This window comes from Kitasatospora sp. NPDC029367 (assembly GCF_055569135.1).
This window is the reverse complement of the sequence record NZ_JBVHYH010000118.1, coordinates 1-16,451: the sequence shown is the minus strand read 5'-3', so window position 1 is coordinate 16,451 and position 16,451 is coordinate 1. Positions and strand designations below refer to the sequence as shown.

Below are 16,451 nucleotides of genomic sequence, written 5' to 3'. Positions count from 1 at the left end.
CCGCGGCCATGTTGCCCTCTCTTTCCCCCCCCCCCCCCCCCCCCCTCTCCCCCCCCCTCTCCCCCCCTCCCCCCTCCCCCCCCCCCCCCCCCCCCCCCCCCCCCCAGGACGTCTTCCTGCGCCGCCCGTGAGAGGGACCACCTGCCGGCCGCCCCGGTGATACCGTGCCCGACACCGTCCAAGGGGGGAGGGCCGGCAGGTGGACCAGCAGCTGCGACGCGCCGCTGTCACGGCACTCGGCGCGCTCGCGCACAGCCCCGATTTCCGGGACCGGGCCGCCGCCGGCCACGGCCTGGCGGCCTTCGCCGACCTGCCGGAAGCCCGAGGGCCGCTGCTGGCCCTGGTCCTCGACCCCGACGACACCTACGTCACCAGAGTGACCGCACGAGCCCTGCTGCGCCGCAAGGACCGTGCCGGGCTGACGGCGGTCGCCACGGCCCTGGCCGACGCCGACCCGAACCACGAGGACTGGATCCACTCGGCGGTGGTCGACGCGCTCGGCATCTTCGCCTCCGACCGGGAGGAGGCGCTCCTGCTCTGCCACGACCTCTCCCGCGGCCCGGACCCCCGCCTCGCCGACGGGGCCCGCCGACTCCACGCCATGCTGACCGAGCTCGACCCCGCCCTCCGCTCCGCCTAGCAGGCTGTAGATCAGCTCGGCTCCGGACCCGCGGGGCGGGGTATCAACTCCAGGCTCTCGAACTCGAAGTGCGCCTGCTCGGTCGCCTCCTGCCGCGTGGAGCGGCAGGGGGTGTCGCACGCCCTCGCGTGATGCCGCCGGTTATCGGGTTGCTCCCGGTGCGGCGTCGAGGCGGTGGAGGCGGGCCCGGACGGCTTCGGCGTCGCGGTGCTGGAGGTCGTCGAGGATGGCCAGGCCGAGGATCCAGTCGGCTCGGGCGGAGTCCGGGTCGCCGAGGGCGAGGTGGGTGTCGCCGAGGTGGGTGTGGATGTCGGCTTGGAGGAAGTAGTCGCCGACCGCCCGCCGCAGGTCCAGGGACTCGTGGTAGGCGGGCAGGGCCTCGTGGTACTCGCCGAGTTGGTGGTGGATGTAGCCGATGCTGTCCCAGATGGAGGCCTGGCCGGGCAGGTTGCCGACCTCGCGGGCGAGGTCCAGGGCGCGCCGGCAGTGGGTGAGCGCGGCGCGCAGTTCGCCCTGCTGGGCCAGGTACCAGCCGATGCTGTTGAGGGCGAGGGCCTGCCCGGAGGGGTCGCCGAGCTCCTCGAACAGTGCCAGGGCACGGCGGGACTCGGCCACCGCCTCGGCGTCGGCCCGTACCTCGCCGTGGGCGATGGCGAGGTCGAGCCTGGTCCGGCCCTCGCGCGGCCGGTCGCCGGTCTCCTCGAACAGGGCGAGGGCCAGCCGCAGTTCGCGCTGGGCCTCGGGCTGGCGGTCCTGTGAGCGGTGCACCTGGCCGAGCCAGCGGTGGGCGTGGGCCCGGCGGCCGGGGTCGCCGGCCCGTTCGGCGGCGGCCAGCGCGGTCTCGCCGGCGCGCTGCCACTGCTGCCACAGGCCCGACTTGAGCAGGTAGGGCACCTGGGCGCCGACCAGCTGCCAGGTGTGCAGGTCGGCCCCGGCCGCGTGGGAGGCGTCGACGACCCGCTCCAGTACCGGCTGTTCCTCCCGGTACCAGACGAGCGCCTGCTGCCGGTCGGTGAGCTGCTCGGGTGTCACCCCGGCGGCGGGGCGGGCGAGGTCGAACGGATGCCAGGCCGCGTCGTCGGCGTAGGCGAGGCAGGCCGCGCGGTGGGCGGTGTGGAGGTAGTGGTCGAGCATCCGCCGGGTCGCCCCCGCCCGTCCCTGCGGCGGTTCGAGGGCGGCCGCCTGTTCGGCGGCGTACGCGCGCAGCAGGTCGTGGAAGGTGTACCGGCCGGGCTCGGGCGCGGTGATCAGGTGGGCCCGGTGGAGGTCCTCCAGCAGGGCGCGGGTCTCGGTCAGCGGGCGGCCCGCGAGGCTCGCGGCCGCCGGCACGCTGATGGTGGGGCCCGGGTGCAGGCCGAGCAGCCGGAACAGCCGGGCGGCCTGCGGGGCCAGCGCGCGGTAGGACCAGGAGAGCACCAGCCGGACGTCGGCGTGGCTGTCGCCCGCCGACAGCAGGTCCAGGCGGGCCCGGGAGTCGCGCAGTTCGCGCGCCCACACACCGAGCGGGATGCCGGGGTGGTCGGCGGCCCGGGCGGCGGCGATGTTCAGGGCGAGCGGAAGCCGGGCGCACAGCTCGATCAACTCGTCGGCCGCGTCGGGCTGCTCGGCGACGGCGGTCGCACCGAGGCGGCGGGCGAACAGTTCGCGGGCCTCCTCGCGGGAGAGCACGTCCAGGGCGAGTGGCACCGCGCCGTCCAGGGCGACCAGTCCGGGCAGCCGGTTGCGGCTGGTGACCACGACCAGGCAGGTGGTGGAGCCCGGCAGCAGCGGGCGGACCTGCTCGGCCTCCCGGACGTTGTCCAGGACGATCAGCGTCCGGGTGCCCGCCAGCCGGCTGCGCAGGAGCGCGAGCTGTCCGTCCGGATCGGCGGGGATGCGCAGGGCCGGCACGCCCAGGGCGTCCAGGAAGCCGCGGGCCACGTCGGCGGCGTCGACCGGGGCCCGGGCCGGGTCGAACCCGCGCAGGTTGGCGAAGAGTTGGCCGTCGGGGAAGCGGTCGGCCACCCGGTGGGCGAAGTGCACGGCGAGGGTGGTCTTGCCCACTCCGGCGGTGCCGGCGATCGCCGAGATCACGACCGCGCCGCAGCCGGGGGTCACGTCGGCGAGCAGGGCGTCGAGAGTCCGGAGCTCGCGGGCCCGGCCGGTGAAGTGCCGGATCGCCATGGGAAGTTGCTGCGGGCCCGAGCTGCCCGGCGAGGGCAGCGGTGGTGGCGGGGCGGGGAGTGGCGGAGTGCTCGCCGGGGCCGGCCCGGCCGCCGGTGCGTCGGTCTCCCGGGCGGCGGCCAGCCAGCGGGCCAGGGTGTCCGGGTCGACCCCGAGGGCCTCGGCGAGCCGGACCACCGAGGACATCCGGGGACGGCGGCCACCGGCCTCCAGTGCGCTGATCGACCGGGTCGACACCCCCGAGCGGTCCGCCAGTTCGTCCTGGCTCCACCCCGCCGACAGACGTCGCTCGCGCAGCAGCGCGGCGAAAGCAGCAGCCCCCATCCGTTCCCTCCGGATCCCCTGCGAACCGTGTCGCCGCCCCGCCGGGCCGACCCGGATCGCGCATGAGCGTAGTCCTCCCGGGGCCAAGTGTCAGGTCAACGTCAGGTCAACGTCGTGGTCGTCGTGCGCGCCCCGGGACGAGGATGAAGGCTTGGCCCGACGGTGTCGGGCCCGTCCGGCGGCCCGACCACGGCTGCCGACCGGCCGGTCCGGCGGCGAGGCGCGGTTACGGGGGTACCGCGGCTCGCGGCCGCACCGGCCGCGGTTCGTCGCCGCACCGCCCGCGCGCCGGCTGCGGATCGCCCGCGCACCGCCCGCGAACCACCTGCGGACGGGCCGCCCGGCTCCCGCCGGAGCCGGGCCCGAACCCGATTCCGCCGCAGGTCGAACGGTGTCATGCTGACGCCATGACAGATCGCATCGATACCGCCCCCGCCCGCGACGGGGTGCACGACGGGGGCCGGCGACGGGAGTTGGCGGCGGCGACGGTGGGGTCGGTGGTCGAGTCCTTCGACTGGAACGTGTACGCCGTGCTCGCGCCCTACTTCGCCGCCGACCTCTTCGGCCACGGCAAGGGCGGGGTCAGCGGCACGCTCGCCGCGTACGCCACCTTCGCGGTCGGCTTCGGCGCCCGCCCGGTGGGCTCGTACCTGATCGGCCGGCTCAGCGACACCCGGGGGCGGCGCTTCGCGCTCAGCCTCGGCATGGCCGTGATCGCCGTCGCCAGCCTGGGCCTCGCCGTCCTGCCGGGGCAGCGGACGATCGGCGTCTGGGCGGCGGTGCTGGCCGTGGTGGTACGGGTGGTGCAGGGGCTCGCCTTCGGCGGGGAGGCGCCGAGCGTGGCCGCGTACGTGACCGAGACGGCGCCGCCCCGGCACCGCTTCGCGTTCAGCTCGGTCTCCTACGGCGGGATCATCCTGGGCTCGCTGCTCTCCTTCGGGGTGCTCACCCTGCTGATCCACACCATCGGCAAGTCCGGTCTGGAGAACGGCGGTTGGCGCTGGGGCTTCGTGGCCGCCGCGCTGCTGGGGCTGGCCGCGGTGTGGGTGCGGCGGGCCGCGCCGGAGAGCGCGGAGTTCCAGCGGGCCCGGGCCGCCGCCGGGCCGGGCGGGCGCCCGCCGTTCCTGCGCACGCTCCGGGACCACCGCTGGGCGGTGCTCACCGTCTTCCTCAACACCCTGGGCGGCACGGTCGGTTACTACTTCGCGCTGACCTACCTGCCGCAGTACGCCGCCGCCTACCACGTGATCGACAAGGAGCGGGCGGCCTCCTTCATGACGGTCGTGCTGGCCGTGGTGCTGGTCACCATGCTGCTCACCGGCGCGGCCGCCGACCGCTTCGGCCTGCTGCCGGTCGCCCGGATCGGGTTCGCACTGCCCGTCCCGCTGGTCGGGTTCCTGCTGGCCGGGCTGCGCGGGGGCTGGCTGCCCTTCCAGCTCGTGGCCGTGCTGCTCGGGATGATGGTGGCGATGGTGCTGGGCACGCTCAACGTGTTCACCGGCCTGCTGTTCCCGACCGAGGTGCGCGCGGTGGGCCTCGGCGTGGTCAACGCGGCCACCATCGCGGCCTTCGGCGGCACCTTCCCGCTGCTCGCCGCGTGGCTGGACTCCCACGGCAACCTCGGGCTGATCCCGTTCTACGTCACGGTCTGCACGGCGGGGCCGGCGCTGGGCCTGCTGACGGCGATGCGGGTGCCCTCGTTCACCGCCGCGCTCCGGGAGGCGGAACCCGGGGTTCAGCGGACACCGGGAACCGCCTGACGGACGTTCACGTCCTGTGGTTGAGTGGTCCGGACCAGACGCCGGACGGGGAGGGCGACGATGGACGGGAACGGGCCGGAGAGCTGGCTGACCGAAGTGGACTTCGAGCAGCCGCCGCAGGTGGACCTGCGGACGGACCGGGCGCACTCCGCGCGGGTCTACGACTACCTGCTCGGCGGGAAGACCAACTTCCCGGCGGACCGCGAGGTCGGCGACCGGGTGCTCGCCGACCTCCCGGAGGCCCGGACCGCCGCGGCCGCCGCGCGCGCGGTGATGCACCGGATGGTGCGCCGACTGGCCGAGGAGCACGGCGTCCGCCAGTTCCTGGACGTCGGCACCGGCATCCCGACCGCGCCGAACCTGCACGAGATCGTCCAGGCGGTCGACCCGTCCTGCCGGGTGGTGTACGTCGACAACGACCCGATCGTGCTGGCCCATTCGCGCGCGCTGCTCAGCAGCACCCCGGAGGGGCGCACCGCCTACGTCGAGGGCGACCTGCGCGAGCCGGAGAAGTTCCTGGCCGACCCGGCGGTGGCCGCCACCCTGGACCTGACCCAGCCGGTCGCGCTGACGCTGATCAACATCGTGCACTTCCTCTCCGACGAGGCCGCGCACCCGCCCGTCCGTAAGCTCGTGGACGCCCTGCCCGCCGGCAGCTTCCTCGCTCTGAGCGCGGGCACGGCCGACAACGCGCCGGAGGCGGCCAAGGCGGGGGCCCGGCGCTACGCGGAGGCCGGGATAGAGGTCCACACGCGGTCGCATGACGAGGTGGAACGTTTCTTCACCGGCCTGGAGCTGGACGAACCCGGCGTGGTCCTGATCAACCAGTGGCACCCCGAACTGGGCGACTCCGCGCAGCGGCTCGACGGTCAGGTCTCGGTGTACGGGGGCGTGGGGCGCAAGCCGTAGCCGGTCCGCCGTCCTGCCCCCCGGGTCGGGTTCCCGGAGGGCAGGCCTGCCGTCAGGGCGCCCGGACGTCGGGCCGCTCGGGGCCGGCCGCCCGGCGGTCATCACGGTGCCCGGCGGTCGTCACGGTGCCATGCTGAGGCCCGCCGCGCCGGCGCCACGGCTGAGCACCACCGTACGGATGTGGTCCAGGGCGCGGGCCCAGTCGGCGCGGCCCGGGTCACGGCGGACGGCCTCGCGCAGGTCGAGCACCCGGTAGGGCGGGCCGAGGTCGGTGATCTGCGGGACGAACTCGGCCCGGCTCACCGTCCAGCGCTGCCCCGGCCCGGCGGGCGGGCTGACGGTGAAGCGGGCGAGCGAGCTCCAGTTGCCGCGCGGGTCCTCGGCGCCGTCGTAGGTGAACATGTGCCCGGCGAGCTGGTCGCCGAGGCCGTAGACCGTCCAGGTGTCGCCGATCTTCTCGTAGGCCTGCGGGATGTGGGCGTGGGTGCCCAGGATCAGGTCCACGTCGGGGCGGCCCGCTCCCTGCCCGGCCGCGGCCAACTCGCGTGCAAGGGTGAGCTGTTGCTCGTTCGGGGTGTCCTGCCACTCGGTGCCCCAGTGGATGCTGACCACCACCAGGTCGGCGCCCTCGGCCCGGGCGGCGCGGGCGTCGGCGAGGATCCGGTCCCGGTCGATCAGGTTGACGGCCCAGGGCTCGCCCTTCGGCAGCGGGATGCCGTTGGTGCCGTAGGTGTAGGCGAGTTGGGCCACCGTTGCGCCGCCCGCCCGCAGCAGCGCGGGCTTCCCGGCCTCCTCGGCGGTGCGGGCGGAGCCGGTGTGGGCGAGGCCGACGGCGTCCATCGCGTCGAGCGTGCGGCGGATGCCGGCCGGGCCGTCGTCCAGGGTGTGGTTGGACGCGGTGTCGCAGGAGGCGTAGCCCGCGTCCCGGAGCGCCTTGGCGACCTGGGGCGGGGACTTGAAGGCCGGGTAGCCGGTGTACGGTCCGCCGTCGGCGCCGTAGACGGTCTCCATGTGGCAGATGGCCAGGTCGGCGCCGCTGATCAGCGGTTTGACGCCGGCCAGCATGGCGGTGAAGTCGTAGCCGGTCCCGCCGGCGTCCTCCTTCGCCTGCTGGATGATCTCGGTGTGCGGCAGGACGTCGCCGGTGGCGACCAGGGTGAACGGCCTCGGGCCGGTGGGGGTTCGGCTCGGAGCCTCGGGCGTGGCTGTCGGGTTCGCGGCGGGCGTCGCGGCAGAGTTCGGCGTCGGTGCCGGGGCGCCGCAGCCGGGGAGGGCGAGCAGCAGGGCGAGGGCCGTGACGGCGGTCCGGCGGCGGGGGAGGGGCACGGTCGTCTCGTCTCACGATCGGAAGGTGTGATCAGTCCTCCGACTATGCGGGCGCACGATCCGTCCGAGCCGCGCCCCACGCCCGCAGGTCACCCGGGGGGCCGCCGGGCCCGCCGATAGTGACCATGCGTCACCCCTTGTGCACCGTCCGCGCGATGTGTTGACATAGCCACGTCAAATCAGAGGGGGCCGCGTTCGGCCTCGCCCGCAGCGCCATAGCGCCGCCCTGCGCCGCCGCGCGCCGCTCCGCCCCCGTACCTCCGTGGACGATCGAAGGGGAAGCCCATGCTGCTCCGCACCTTGGCCGTCGCCGCCACCGCGACCGCCGCACTGGTCGGCACCTCGACCTTCGGCGGCGACTCGCTGCCGACCCCGCCGGACCGGATCGTCATCGACGTCGCGACCGTCAACGGCTCCGGCTGTCCGGCCGGAACCGCCGCCGTCGCCGTCTCGCCGGACAACACCGCCTTCACCGTGACGTACAGCAGCTACCTCGCCCAGGTGGGCGTCGGCTCCAAGCCGACCGACTTCCGGAAGAACTGCCAACTCGACCTGCAGGTCCACGTCCCCCAGGGCTTCACCTACGCCATCGCCTCCGCCGACTACCGCGGCTTCGCCCACCTGGAACAGGGCGCGTACGGCACCGAGCGGGCCAACTACTACTTCCAGGGCGACCCCCGGACCAGCTACCAGAGCCACCGCTTCGACGGCCCGAGGGACGACAACTGGCAGGCCACCGACACCGTCGACGTCGCCGCCCTGGTCTTCGCCCCCTGCGGCGAGGAGCGCAACTTCAACATCAACACCGAACTGCGCGTCTCCGGCGGCAGTTCCGACCAGGCCCACACCACCAGCTTCATGGCGATGGACTCCACCGACGGCAGCATCAACACCACCTACCACCTCGCCTGGAAGCAGTGCCCCTGACCTCCCCGCGACCCGCCCCGGCCCCGACGGAGCCCCGGCCGTCGGGGCCGCGGCGCGCGCGGAACCGGGGCGTGCCGCGAGCGCCGTCCGCCGCGCGCTCCCCGTCCGGGCGCCGGGCACCGGATCATCGGCACCGAGCCGGCTCCACCCGCAGCGGTGCGATCTGTCGGGGTATCTGGCGATACCGCCCCTGAGCTGGGAAGACCCACTGGCAGCCGGTGTCGCGGATCCCCTAGAGTCGGCGCGCCCGTCCCGGTCGGGGCGGTGGCGTACCGGCGCGCTCGGTCGAGCCGCCCGGCGATTCCAGGAGTTGACGATCCGATGGTGTGTGTGGCGTGCGGGGCGCGTCCGGTGGGGACCGACAGCGGACGCTGTTTCGGCTGCGCGGAGGCGGCCCCCGGATGGGCGGCCGCGCTGAGGCCGGCGAACGGCCTCGCCTCGGCGCTCTCCGTCGTGCTGGGCCTGGGCGCCGTGGCGGCGGCAGCGGTGGTCGTACTGGACGTCTGGCTGGACGTGCTCGCGGGACGGCTGCTGGACGGGACGGGCGGCATCGACCCCGATGACCTGGCGGCCCTGGAATCCGCGGCGCACACCCTGAACGCGGTGGCCCTCCCCGTGGGCCCGGCCACCGTGGTGCTGTTCATCGTCTGGTTCCACCGCACCCGCGGGAACGCCGACCTGCTGCTGCCGAACGGGCACCGCCTCGGGCGCGGCTGGACCATCGGCGGCTGGTTCACCCCGGTCGTCTTTCTCTGGTTCCCCTGGCAGCTGATGGTGGACTGCTGGCGGGCCAGCGCGCCGCTGGACGCCGAGGGAAGGCGCAGCACGCCGTCGGAGGGCATCGTCGCGGTGTGGTGGCTGACCTGGATGGGCTCCTTGATCCTCGGTCGGGTCGCCGCCGTCAAGAGCAACCGCTTCGACGTGACGGACTCCATCGACCTCGAGGCCCTGCGCACGGGCCTCCGGCTGGAGGCCGGCGGCTCGGCGCTGCGGCTCGTCGCCGCGATCGCCGCGATCCTGGTGGTGACCCGGCTGACCGCCATGCAGCGGGAGCGCCGGGCCGACATCAACCCGCTCGCGGCCAGGGCCGCCCTGGAGGCCCGCGTCCAGGCCGTGACGGCGCCGCCCTCGGCCTGACGGACCGCGATGCCGCGCCGTCTCGCGTGGTGGCCCCCGGTGCTCGAGTGAGCCTGACGTTCCGTCAGTGCTGCTGCCTTTAGGTCACGTTGGAGGTGGACGTCGAGGAGGGTGGACGTGCGGCCGAGCGGCCTCGCCGCTCTGCTCCTTGACTGCGGCCAGGTAGGCGAAGCAGGCCACTGGAGCGCCTCCCCGGCGAGGGCGGCCGGGCCGGTCGCGCGGGGGCGGTAGGAGCGCAGTTCTTGGCAATGGTGATGCCGTCCCCGTCGCCCGGGCGCAGGTCGAGAACGGCGACGGAACGCGCGGACCGGGCGGGGGCGGCCGCATCCGACAGGGCCGAACGGACTGCTCCGGCCCCCACCGGCCCGCTCCGGCGTTTCCGGGCCCCCGCAGCGGATAGCCGCCCTGGGGGAGCGGAGCCCGTCCGGGGCTCCCCCCGACCTGGAGGAGACGCCATGACGAGGACTGCGGCAGCGCTCTTCGACGTCGACGGGACCCTGCTCGACACCACGTACTTCCACACGCTCGCCTGGTGGGAGGCGCTGCGGCAGTACGGACGGACCGTGCCGTCCGCCCGGGTCCACCGGGCCGTCGGCATGGGCGCCGACCAGCTGCTCGACCACGTGCTCGGTGAGGACCGCGACCACGGCGACGCGATCACGGCGGCCCACGACGCCCTCTACGCCCGCCACTGGCCGGCGATCACGCCGCTGCCCGGAGCAGCACGCCTCCTGCGCGCCTGCGCCGGGCGGGGCTGGAAGGTGGTGCTCGCCAGCTCCGCCTCCGAACGGGAGATCACGGTGCTGCGCCGTGCGCTCGACGCCGACGACGTCATCGCGGCCGCCACGGTCAGTGACGACGTCGACGCGACCAAACCTGCGCCGGACCTGGTCGAGGCCGCTCTGCACCGCGCGGAGACGGAGCCCGAGCACGCCGTGTTCGTCGGTGACACCGTCTGGGACGTCACCGCCGCCGACCGGGCCGGTGTTCCGTGCATCGCGGTCGAGAGCGGGGGCTTCTCCGCCCTGGAACTCCTCGGCGCCGGCGCGGCCGAGGTCCACCCTCACACCGCCGAACTGCTGGCCGGCCTCGACGAGAGCCTGCTTGCGCAACCCCCGGTCGACCGGTAGGCGTCCGGTGCTTCGCGATCCACCGCCCGCTCCCGGAGCCGTCTCCGGGAGCGGGCGGTGGCTCAGCCCAGCCGGTCGCTCAGCCCAGCTGCTCGCTCAGTTCAGCCGGGGCAGTACCTGCTCGCGGTAGAAGTCGAAGAATCCTTCCTGTTCCTGGCCGATCTGGCCGACGTACACCTCATCGCAGCCGGCGTCGCGGTAGCCGAGCAGCCGGTCGGCGTGCTCCTGCGGGTCGTCGCCACAGGTCACGGCAGAGGCGACCATCTGCTCGGTGACCAGTTCGGTGGCCTGCTCGAAGTGGCGTGGGGTGGGCAGGACCTGGGCCAGTTCGCCGGGCAGCAGTTCGCTGGGCCAGAGCCGGTGGACGGTCTTCACCGCCTGCTCGCGCTCCCTCGACCAGCACACCTTGACGCCGCCGAGAACGGGACCGCCGCCGCCCGCGGCCCGGTAGCGGCCGATCAGTTCCTCGTCCGGGGTCATGGTGACGAGTCCGTCGGCGAACCCGGCGGCCCGCTCGGCGGCCTTGGGGCCGAACGCCGAGGCGTACACGGGCAGCCGGCCGTCCTTGGGTGGGGTGTAGAGCTGGGCGTTCTCGACGGTGTAGTGGGTGCCCTGGTGGCTGACGACCCCTCCGGCGAACAGTTCTCGCATCACCGTGACGGCCTCCTCCAGCATCTGGGCCCGCACGTCGAACGGCGGCCACCGGTCGCCCAGTACGTGCTCGTTGAGCGCCTCGCCGGTGCCGACGCCGAGCCGTAGGCCGCCCTCCAGTTGCACGTCCGCGGTAGCGGCCGCCTGGGCGACGATCGCGGGGTGGATCCGGACGGTCGGGCAGGTCACCAGCGTCGTCACGGGGAGCCGGGTGACCTGCGAGAGCGCGCCGATCACGCCCCAGACGAAGGGGCTGCTGCCCTGGGCGTCGTTCCAGGGGTGGTAGTGGTCGGAGATGGCGAGGCGGGTGAATCCGGCCTCTTCGGCCAGTCTGGCCTGGTCGACCAGTTGGGCGGGGGTGAACTCCTCGCAGGACAGGAAGTATCCGAACGCGGTCATAACAGCCTCGGCTCCTCAGTGGGTTCCTCGGGTCGTCCTCAGCGGAGCGGCTATCCGGGCGTGGCGCCGGGAAACCTCCGCAGGCGACCACCCTGGCCGCAGCCGCAGCCGCAGCCGCAGCCGCAGCCGCAGCCGCAGCCGCAGCCGCAGCCGCAGCCGCAGCCGCAAACGCAGCCACCCACCCACCGCGGCGCCCGGCCGGGGAACCGGTCGCCGCGGTGGGTGGCGCTGGCCGTCCCGGTGGTCGTTCCGGAGCCGGGACGTACGGTGCGGCTGCCCCGGATCGAGGGCGGTAATCCTCCCGGCGGCGGATCCGGGCGGAATCCACCGTCGGCCCGGATCCGCCGCCGGCCCGCGTTTGGCTCCGCCCTGCCGGGGGACACGCCGGACTCCCGGGGGGAGCCGATGACGAGGAGCCCTGTGATGTCGAACGACGCGATCGTCCTGCTGCGGGAGGACCACAAGGAGGTCCGCGGTCTGTTCCGCGAGTACCGGGGGCTGGCCCAGGACGGCGACGGTCCGGCGCGGGCCAGGACGGTCCAGCAGATCATCGAGGCGCTGACCGTCCACACCTACCTGGAGGACGAACTGGTCTACCCCAGGATCCGCCAGGAGGTGGCCGGCCTCGCCGAGGAGATGGACCGGGCCAAGGAGGAGCACCACGTGGCCGACCTGCTCTGCGAGGAGCTGAGCCGGATGTCGCCCGGCGACGAGGGCTACGACGCCAAGACCGCCGTCCTGATCGACGCCGTCGAACGCCACATCGCGCAGGAGGAGGCCGACTGGTTCCCGAAGGTGCGGGCCACCCTGGGCCGCAAGGAACTGCGTGAGCTGGGGGAGCGGATGCAGGCCGTACGCGAGACCGCGCCGCGCCATCCGACCGGCGGTGGTGTGCTGCACCGCATCGCGGACGCCCTGGAGGGCTGAACCGCGCACCCCGACGAAGACCTGCTGGACCACCTCGGCCCCGGCGTCCGGGTGACAGCCGCCGCCCAGGGGCGCGCCGTACGGCCGCCGGTATCCGCCCGGGCTATGTCTGTCGGACGAACGGGACGGACGCGGACGAGCGGGACGGTCGGAGGGCGGCGGGCACATGGCGCGGTCGAGGAGCAGGGCCCGGACGCAGCGGCGGGCGGGGCGGGTCGCGGAGTCGGCCGCGGCGGCACTCGACCGGCGCCTGCCGCTGTTCGACGGGGCCAAGGGGCTGGTCCGCAAGATCTTCCCCGACCACTGGTCCTTCCTGCTGGGCGAACTGGCGCTCTACAGCTTCGTCGTGCTGCTGCTCACCGGGGTGTACCTCACGCTGTTCTTCAAGCCCTCGATGGCGGAGGAGGTCTACCACGGGACCTACGCCCCCTTGAACGGTGTGCGGGTGAGCGCGGCCTACTCCTCCACCCTGGCGATCAGCTTCGACGTCCGCGGCGGACTGCTGATCCGGCAGATCCACCACTGGGGCGCGCTGCTGTTCACCACCGCCATCGGTGTCCACCTGCTGCGGGTGTTCTTCACCGGGGCGTTCCGCCGCCCCCGGGAGCTGAACTGGATGGTGGGCCTGACGCTGTTCCAGGTGGGACTGATCGAGGGGTTCGCCGGCTATTCGCTGCCCGACGACCTGCTCTCCGGCACCGGGCTGCGCACCGCGCAGGGCTTCATCCTCTCGGTGCCGCTGGTCGGCAGCTACCTGAGCTACTTCCTGTGGGGCGGCGACCTCCCCGGGCAGGACATCGTGCCGCGGCTCTACAGCGCGCACATCCTGCTGCTGCCCGGTCTGCTGGTCGCCCTGGTCACGGCCCACCTGATCCTGGTCTTCCACCTGACCCACACCCAGTGGGCGGGGCCGGGGCGCACCAACCGGAACGTCGTCGGCAAGCCGCTGTTCCCCGGGTTCACCGTCCAGACGGTCGGGCTGCTGGCGATGGTCTTCGGCGTGCTGGCGCTCTCCGCCGCCCTCGCGCAGATCAACCCGATCTGGCTGTACGGGCCGTACCGTCCGGACCAGGCGTCCACGGACGCCCAGCCGGACTGGTACATGGGCTTCATCGAGGGGGCACTGCGGCTGATGCCGGGTGCGGAGACCGGCCTGTGGGGCCACACGGTGTCCTGGAACCCGCTGGTGCCCGCCGTGCTGTTCCCCTTGCTGTTCTTCTCGTGCCTCTACGCGTACCCCTTCCTGGAGCGGTGGGTGACGGGCGAGCGGGGTGAGCAGCACCTGTGCGACCGGCCCCGCAACCGTCCCACCCGCACCGGGCTCGGGGTCGCGGGCTTCGTGTTCTACGTGGTGCTGCTGGTGGCGGGCGGTCAGGACGTGGTGGCGCGCGCGCTCGACGTGCCGGTGGAGGGCCTGAACTGGGTGCTGAGGGTGGCGCTGTTCGCGGGCCCGGTCGCCGCCTTCTGGCTCGCCAAGCGCCTGGCGCTCGCACTGCAGGCCCGCGACCGGGACCAACTGACCCGGGGCCGGGAGACGGGGTACGTGCGTGAGGCGATCGAGGGCGCGTTCCACGCCGGACGCGAACCCCTGCCCAGCGGGCGCCGCTACACCTTGACCGTGCGCAACATGCCGCGTCCGCTGCCCCCGCCCGGGCGCGGGGCGTCCAGGCGGGAGCGGCTGCGCCGTCGGTTGAGCGCCTGGTTCTACCGCGACCGGGTCGAGCTGCCGCCCGAGGAGGGGACGGCGGAAGGGGCCCCGGCGCCCGACCGGGCCGGCGTTCCCGGCGGGTGACCCCGCTCAGTCGTCCCGGCCGGCGTACTGGAACATCGCGCCCACCACCCCGGCGGCCGTCACCCCGGCGCCCACCAGCACGAGCCACAGCGCGTACACCACCCCGGTCCCGAACAGGGCGAGACCGGCGGCGGTGAGCGCGGGGTAGTAGCTGCGCGGGGCGAAGAACTCCAGCGGTCCCGCGCCGGAGACGATCTCCGCGTCCGTACGGTCCTGCGGGCGCCGGCCCCGGCGGACGTGCTGGGTCCAGAAGAAGAACGCGACCAGGGCCGACATCAGGCAGGCGACGACGAGCGCGGCCTTCCCGGCGGGCTCGTGCGCGAACCAGCCGTACACCCCGGCGGCCGCGGCGAAGAACGCGGCGACCCCGGCGAACAGGTAGGACTCGGCCTTCACCGGGCGCCCTCCCCGGCCTCGACGGCCTGCCGGGAGTGCTCCGGATGGTGGAGGTCGAAGGCCGGCCCCTCGGACCGGATCCTCGGCAGGGTGTGGAAGTTGTGGCGCGGCGGCGGGCAGGACGTCGCCCACTCCAGGGAGCGGCCGTACCCCCACGGGTCGTCCTCGGTGACCCTCGGCGCGTGCCGGGCGGTGTACCAGACGTTGTAGAGGAACGGCAGGGTGGAGGCGCCGAGCAGGAAGGCGCCGATCGAGGAGACGGTGTTGAGGGTGGTGAAGCCGTCCGACGCGAGGTAGTCGGCGTACCGGCGGGGCATGCCCTGGGCGCCGAGCCAGTGCTGGACCAGGAAGGTGGCCTGGAAGGCGGGCAGGAGCAGCCAGAAGTGGATCCGCCCCAGGCGTTCGTCGAGCATCCTGCCGGTGATCTTGGGCCACCAGAAGTAGAAGCCGGCGAAGGTCGCGAACACGACCGTCCCGAACAGCACGTAGTGCAGGTGGGCGACGACGAAGTAGCTGTCGGTCACGTGGAAGTCGATGGGCGGCGCGGCCAGCAGCACCCCGGTCAGACCGCCGAGCAGGAAGGTCACCAGGAAGCCCAGGGAGAACAGCATCGGCGCCTCGAAGGACAGTGAGCCGTTCCACAGGGTGCCGACCCAGTTGAAGAACTTCACCCCGGTCGGCACGGCGATCAGCAGCGAGGCGAGCGAGAAGAACGGCAGCAGCACCTGGCCGGTGGCGAACATGTGGTGCGCCCAGACCACCGCGGACAGCGCGGTGATCGCGATGGTGGCGCCGATCAGGCCGTAGTAGCCGAAGACCGGTTTGCGGCTGAACACGGGCAGGATCTCCGAGACGATGCCGAAGAACGGCAGCGCCACGATGTAGACCTCGGGGTGGCCGAAGAACCAGAACAGGTGCTGCCACAGCAGCGCGCCGCCGTTGGCCGGGTCGAAGACGTGGGCGCCGAACTTGCGGTCCGCCTCCAGGCAGAGCAGCGCGGCGGTCAGGACCGGGAAGGCGAACAGGGCCAGGATCGAGGTGAACAGCACGTTCCAGGTGAAGACGGGCATCCGGAACAGCGTCATCCCCGGCGCCCGCAGGCAGGTGATGGTGGTGATGAAGTTGACCGCGCCCAGGATCGTGCTCAGTCCGGCCACCGCCAGGCCCATCGTCCACAGGTCGGCGCCGGTGCCCGGGCTGTGGACGGGGCCGTTCAGCGGCGCGTAGGCGAACCAGCCGAACGAGGCGGCGCCGCTGCTGGTCAGGAAGCCGCTGACGACCATCAGTCCGCCCAGCAGGAACACCCAGTAGGTGAAGGCGTTCAGTCGGGGGAAGGCGACGTCCGGTGAGCCGATCTGCAGGGGCATCACGGCGTTGGCGAACCCGGCGAAGGTCGGCGTCGCGAAGAGCAGCATCATGATCGTGCCGTGGATGGTGAACAGCTCGTTGTACTGCTGGTTGCTCATCAACTGCAGCCCCGGCCGCGCCAGTTCCGCGCGCATCAGCAGCGCGAGCAGTCCGGCGAACAGGAAGAACCCGAACGACGTGACCAGGTACATGTTCCCGATCACCTTGTGATCGGTGGTGCTCAACCACCCCAGCACCGCCTGTCCGCGCCGCACCCGCCTCGCGGTGGCGGTTCCTTCCGATGATCTGATGGTGTCCGTCATTCCCTGTCTCCTCGGGCGGGAGCCTGTCGCACCGACCTGGTCATGCAAGCACCCGTCGCCCGCCCCGCCCGGCTGACCCGCCCGAAACGGCCGGCGCCCGCCCTGGTCGGTGCACGAGCTCCGCCTCCCCGGGCTCCCCAGCCGTGCGGCGCGCCCGCCGTCAGAGCCTCACCGGTCCACGCCGCCCATCACCGGGTCGATGCTCGCCACCGCGACGATCACGTCGGCGACCTGGCCGCCCTCGCACATCGCCGCCATCGTCTGCAGATTGGTGAACGACGGGTCCCGGAAGTGCACCCG

Annotated in this window: 14 protein-coding genes; 8 read left to right on the top strand and 6 right to left on the bottom strand. The window is 73.5% G+C overall.

Features of this window, described 5'->3' with window-relative positions:
• The first annotated feature begins 199 nt into the window (after window positions 1-199).
• Window positions 200-640: a hypothetical protein gene (locus ACZ4W5_RS36535; protein ID WP_360245339.1), complete on the top strand. Its 441-nt coding sequence runs from the start codon at window positions 200-202 to the stop codon at window positions 638-640.
• A gap of 141 nt (window positions 641-781) precedes the next feature.
• Here ACZ4W5_RS36535 and ACZ4W5_RS36530 read toward each other — a convergent pair whose 3' ends face one another.
• Window positions 782-3,127, bottom strand: coding sequence for an ATP-binding protein (locus tag ACZ4W5_RS36530; RefSeq protein ID WP_465659440.1), 2,346 nt, complete (start codon window positions 3,125-3,127; stop codon window positions 782-784).
• Between the two features lie 407 nt (window positions 3,128-3,534).
• Here ACZ4W5_RS36530 and ACZ4W5_RS36525 point away from each other — a divergent pair, with 407 nt between their 5' ends.
• Complete coding sequence (locus ACZ4W5_RS36525; RefSeq protein WP_465659438.1) at window positions 3,535-4,887, top strand: MFS transporter; 1,353 nt, start codon at window positions 3,535-3,537, stop codon at window positions 4,885-4,887.
• A gap of 60 nt (window positions 4,888-4,947) precedes the next feature.
• Complete coding sequence (locus ACZ4W5_RS36520; RefSeq protein WP_465659436.1) at window positions 4,948-5,796, top strand: SAM-dependent methyltransferase; 849 nt, start codon at window positions 4,948-4,950, stop codon at window positions 5,794-5,796.
• Between the two features lie 120 nt (window positions 5,797-5,916).
• On the opposite strand, the gene ACZ4W5_RS36515 is transcribed toward ACZ4W5_RS36520, so the two are convergent.
• Window positions 5,917-7,122 (bottom strand): CapA family protein, encoded by a 1,206-nt coding sequence (locus tag ACZ4W5_RS36515; protein WP_465659434.1) that lies wholly within the window; start codon window positions 7,120-7,122, stop codon window positions 5,917-5,919.
• Window positions 7,123-7,407: 285 nt separating this feature from the next.
• Between ACZ4W5_RS36515 and ACZ4W5_RS36510 the strand changes: the two genes are divergently transcribed.
• The 3 genes from ACZ4W5_RS36510 to ACZ4W5_RS36500 all read left to right on the top strand — a co-directional run bounded on the left by ACZ4W5_RS36510 (window position 7,408) and on the right by ACZ4W5_RS36500 (window position 10,316).
• Window positions 7,408-8,049, top strand: a complete 642-nt coding sequence (locus tag ACZ4W5_RS36510) for a DUF4360 domain-containing protein (protein ID WP_360245324.1) — start codon at window positions 7,408-7,410, stop codon at window positions 8,047-8,049.
• Window positions 8,050-8,400: 351 nt separating this feature from the next.
• Window positions 8,401-9,186: a DUF4328 domain-containing protein gene (locus ACZ4W5_RS36505; RefSeq protein ID WP_465659432.1), complete on the top strand. Its 786-nt coding sequence runs from the start codon at window positions 8,401-8,403 to the stop codon at window positions 9,184-9,186.
• A 455-nt stretch (window positions 9,187-9,641) separates the two neighbouring features.
• Window positions 9,642-10,316 (top strand): HAD family hydrolase, encoded by a 675-nt coding sequence (locus tag ACZ4W5_RS36500; protein ID WP_465659430.1) that lies wholly within the window; start codon window positions 9,642-9,644, stop codon window positions 10,314-10,316.
• A 96-nt stretch (window positions 10,317-10,412) separates the two neighbouring features.
• Here ACZ4W5_RS36500 and ACZ4W5_RS36495 read toward each other — a convergent pair whose 3' ends face one another.
• Window positions 10,413-11,366: a TIGR03557 family F420-dependent LLM class oxidoreductase gene (locus ACZ4W5_RS36495; RefSeq protein WP_360246072.1), complete on the bottom strand. Its 954-nt coding sequence runs from the start codon at window positions 11,364-11,366 to the stop codon at window positions 10,413-10,415.
• Window positions 11,367-11,789: 423 nt separating this feature from the next.
• Between ACZ4W5_RS36495 and ACZ4W5_RS36490 the strand changes: the two genes are divergently transcribed.
• Window positions 11,790-12,293 (top strand): hemerythrin domain-containing protein, encoded by a 504-nt coding sequence (locus ACZ4W5_RS36490; RefSeq protein WP_465659427.1) that lies wholly within the window; start codon window positions 11,790-11,792, stop codon window positions 12,291-12,293.
• A gap of 166 nt (window positions 12,294-12,459) precedes the next feature.
• Window positions 12,460-14,085, top strand: coding sequence for a cytochrome bc1 complex cytochrome b subunit (qcrB, locus tag ACZ4W5_RS36485; RefSeq protein ID WP_465659426.1), 1,626 nt, complete (start codon window positions 12,460-12,462; stop codon window positions 14,083-14,085).
• Window positions 14,086-14,091: 6 nt separating this feature from the next.
• Here the strand turns inward: qcrB and ctaF are convergent, their stop codons facing one another.
• From ctaF to ACZ4W5_RS36470, 3 genes are all read right to left on the bottom strand, one after another.
• Window positions 14,092-14,481, bottom strand: coding sequence for an aa3-type cytochrome oxidase subunit IV (gene ctaF, locus ACZ4W5_RS36480; protein WP_360246081.1), 390 nt, complete (start codon window positions 14,479-14,481; stop codon window positions 14,092-14,094).
• Window positions 14,478-16,151, bottom strand: a complete 1,674-nt coding sequence (gene ctaD, locus ACZ4W5_RS36475) for an aa3-type cytochrome oxidase subunit I (RefSeq protein ID WP_465659424.1) — start codon at window positions 16,149-16,151, stop codon at window positions 14,478-14,480. The genes ctaF and ctaD overlap by 4 nt, the downstream gene beginning before the upstream one ends.
• A gap of 168 nt (window positions 16,152-16,319) precedes the next feature.
• A partial coding sequence (locus ACZ4W5_RS36470; RefSeq protein WP_465659442.1) for an NADH-quinone oxidoreductase subunit D-related protein occupies window positions 16,320-16,451 on the bottom strand: 132 nt, incomplete at its 5' end.

Coding starts and splice junctions, on each gene's coding strand:
- ACZ4W5_RS36520 (WP_465659436.1), top strand. CDS start 4,948: ATGGACGGGAACGGGCCGGAGAGCTGGCTGACCGAAGTGGACTTCGAG.
- ctaD (WP_465659424.1), bottom strand. CDS start 16,151: ATGACGGACACCATCAGATCATCGGAAGGAACCGCCACCGCGAGGCGG.
- ACZ4W5_RS36490 (WP_465659427.1), top strand. CDS start 11,790: ATGTCGAACGACGCGATCGTCCTGCTGCGGGAGGACCACAAGGAGGTC.
- ACZ4W5_RS36530 (WP_465659440.1), bottom strand. CDS start 3,127: ATGGGGGCTGCTGCTTTCGCCGCGCTGCTGCGCGAGCGACGTCTGTCG.
- ACZ4W5_RS36510 (WP_360245324.1), top strand. CDS start 7,408: ATGCTGCTCCGCACCTTGGCCGTCGCCGCCACCGCGACCGCCGCACTG.
- ACZ4W5_RS36495 (WP_360246072.1), bottom strand. CDS start 11,366: ATGACCGCGTTCGGATACTTCCTGTCCTGCGAGGAGTTCACCCCCGCC.
- qcrB (WP_465659426.1), top strand. CDS start 12,460: ATGGCGCGGTCGAGGAGCAGGGCCCGGACGCAGCGGCGGGCGGGGCGG.
- ACZ4W5_RS36500 (WP_465659430.1), top strand. CDS start 9,642: ATGACGAGGACTGCGGCAGCGCTCTTCGACGTCGACGGGACCCTGCTC.
- ACZ4W5_RS36525 (WP_465659438.1), top strand. CDS start 3,535: ATGACAGATCGCATCGATACCGCCCCCGCCCGCGACGGGGTGCACGAC.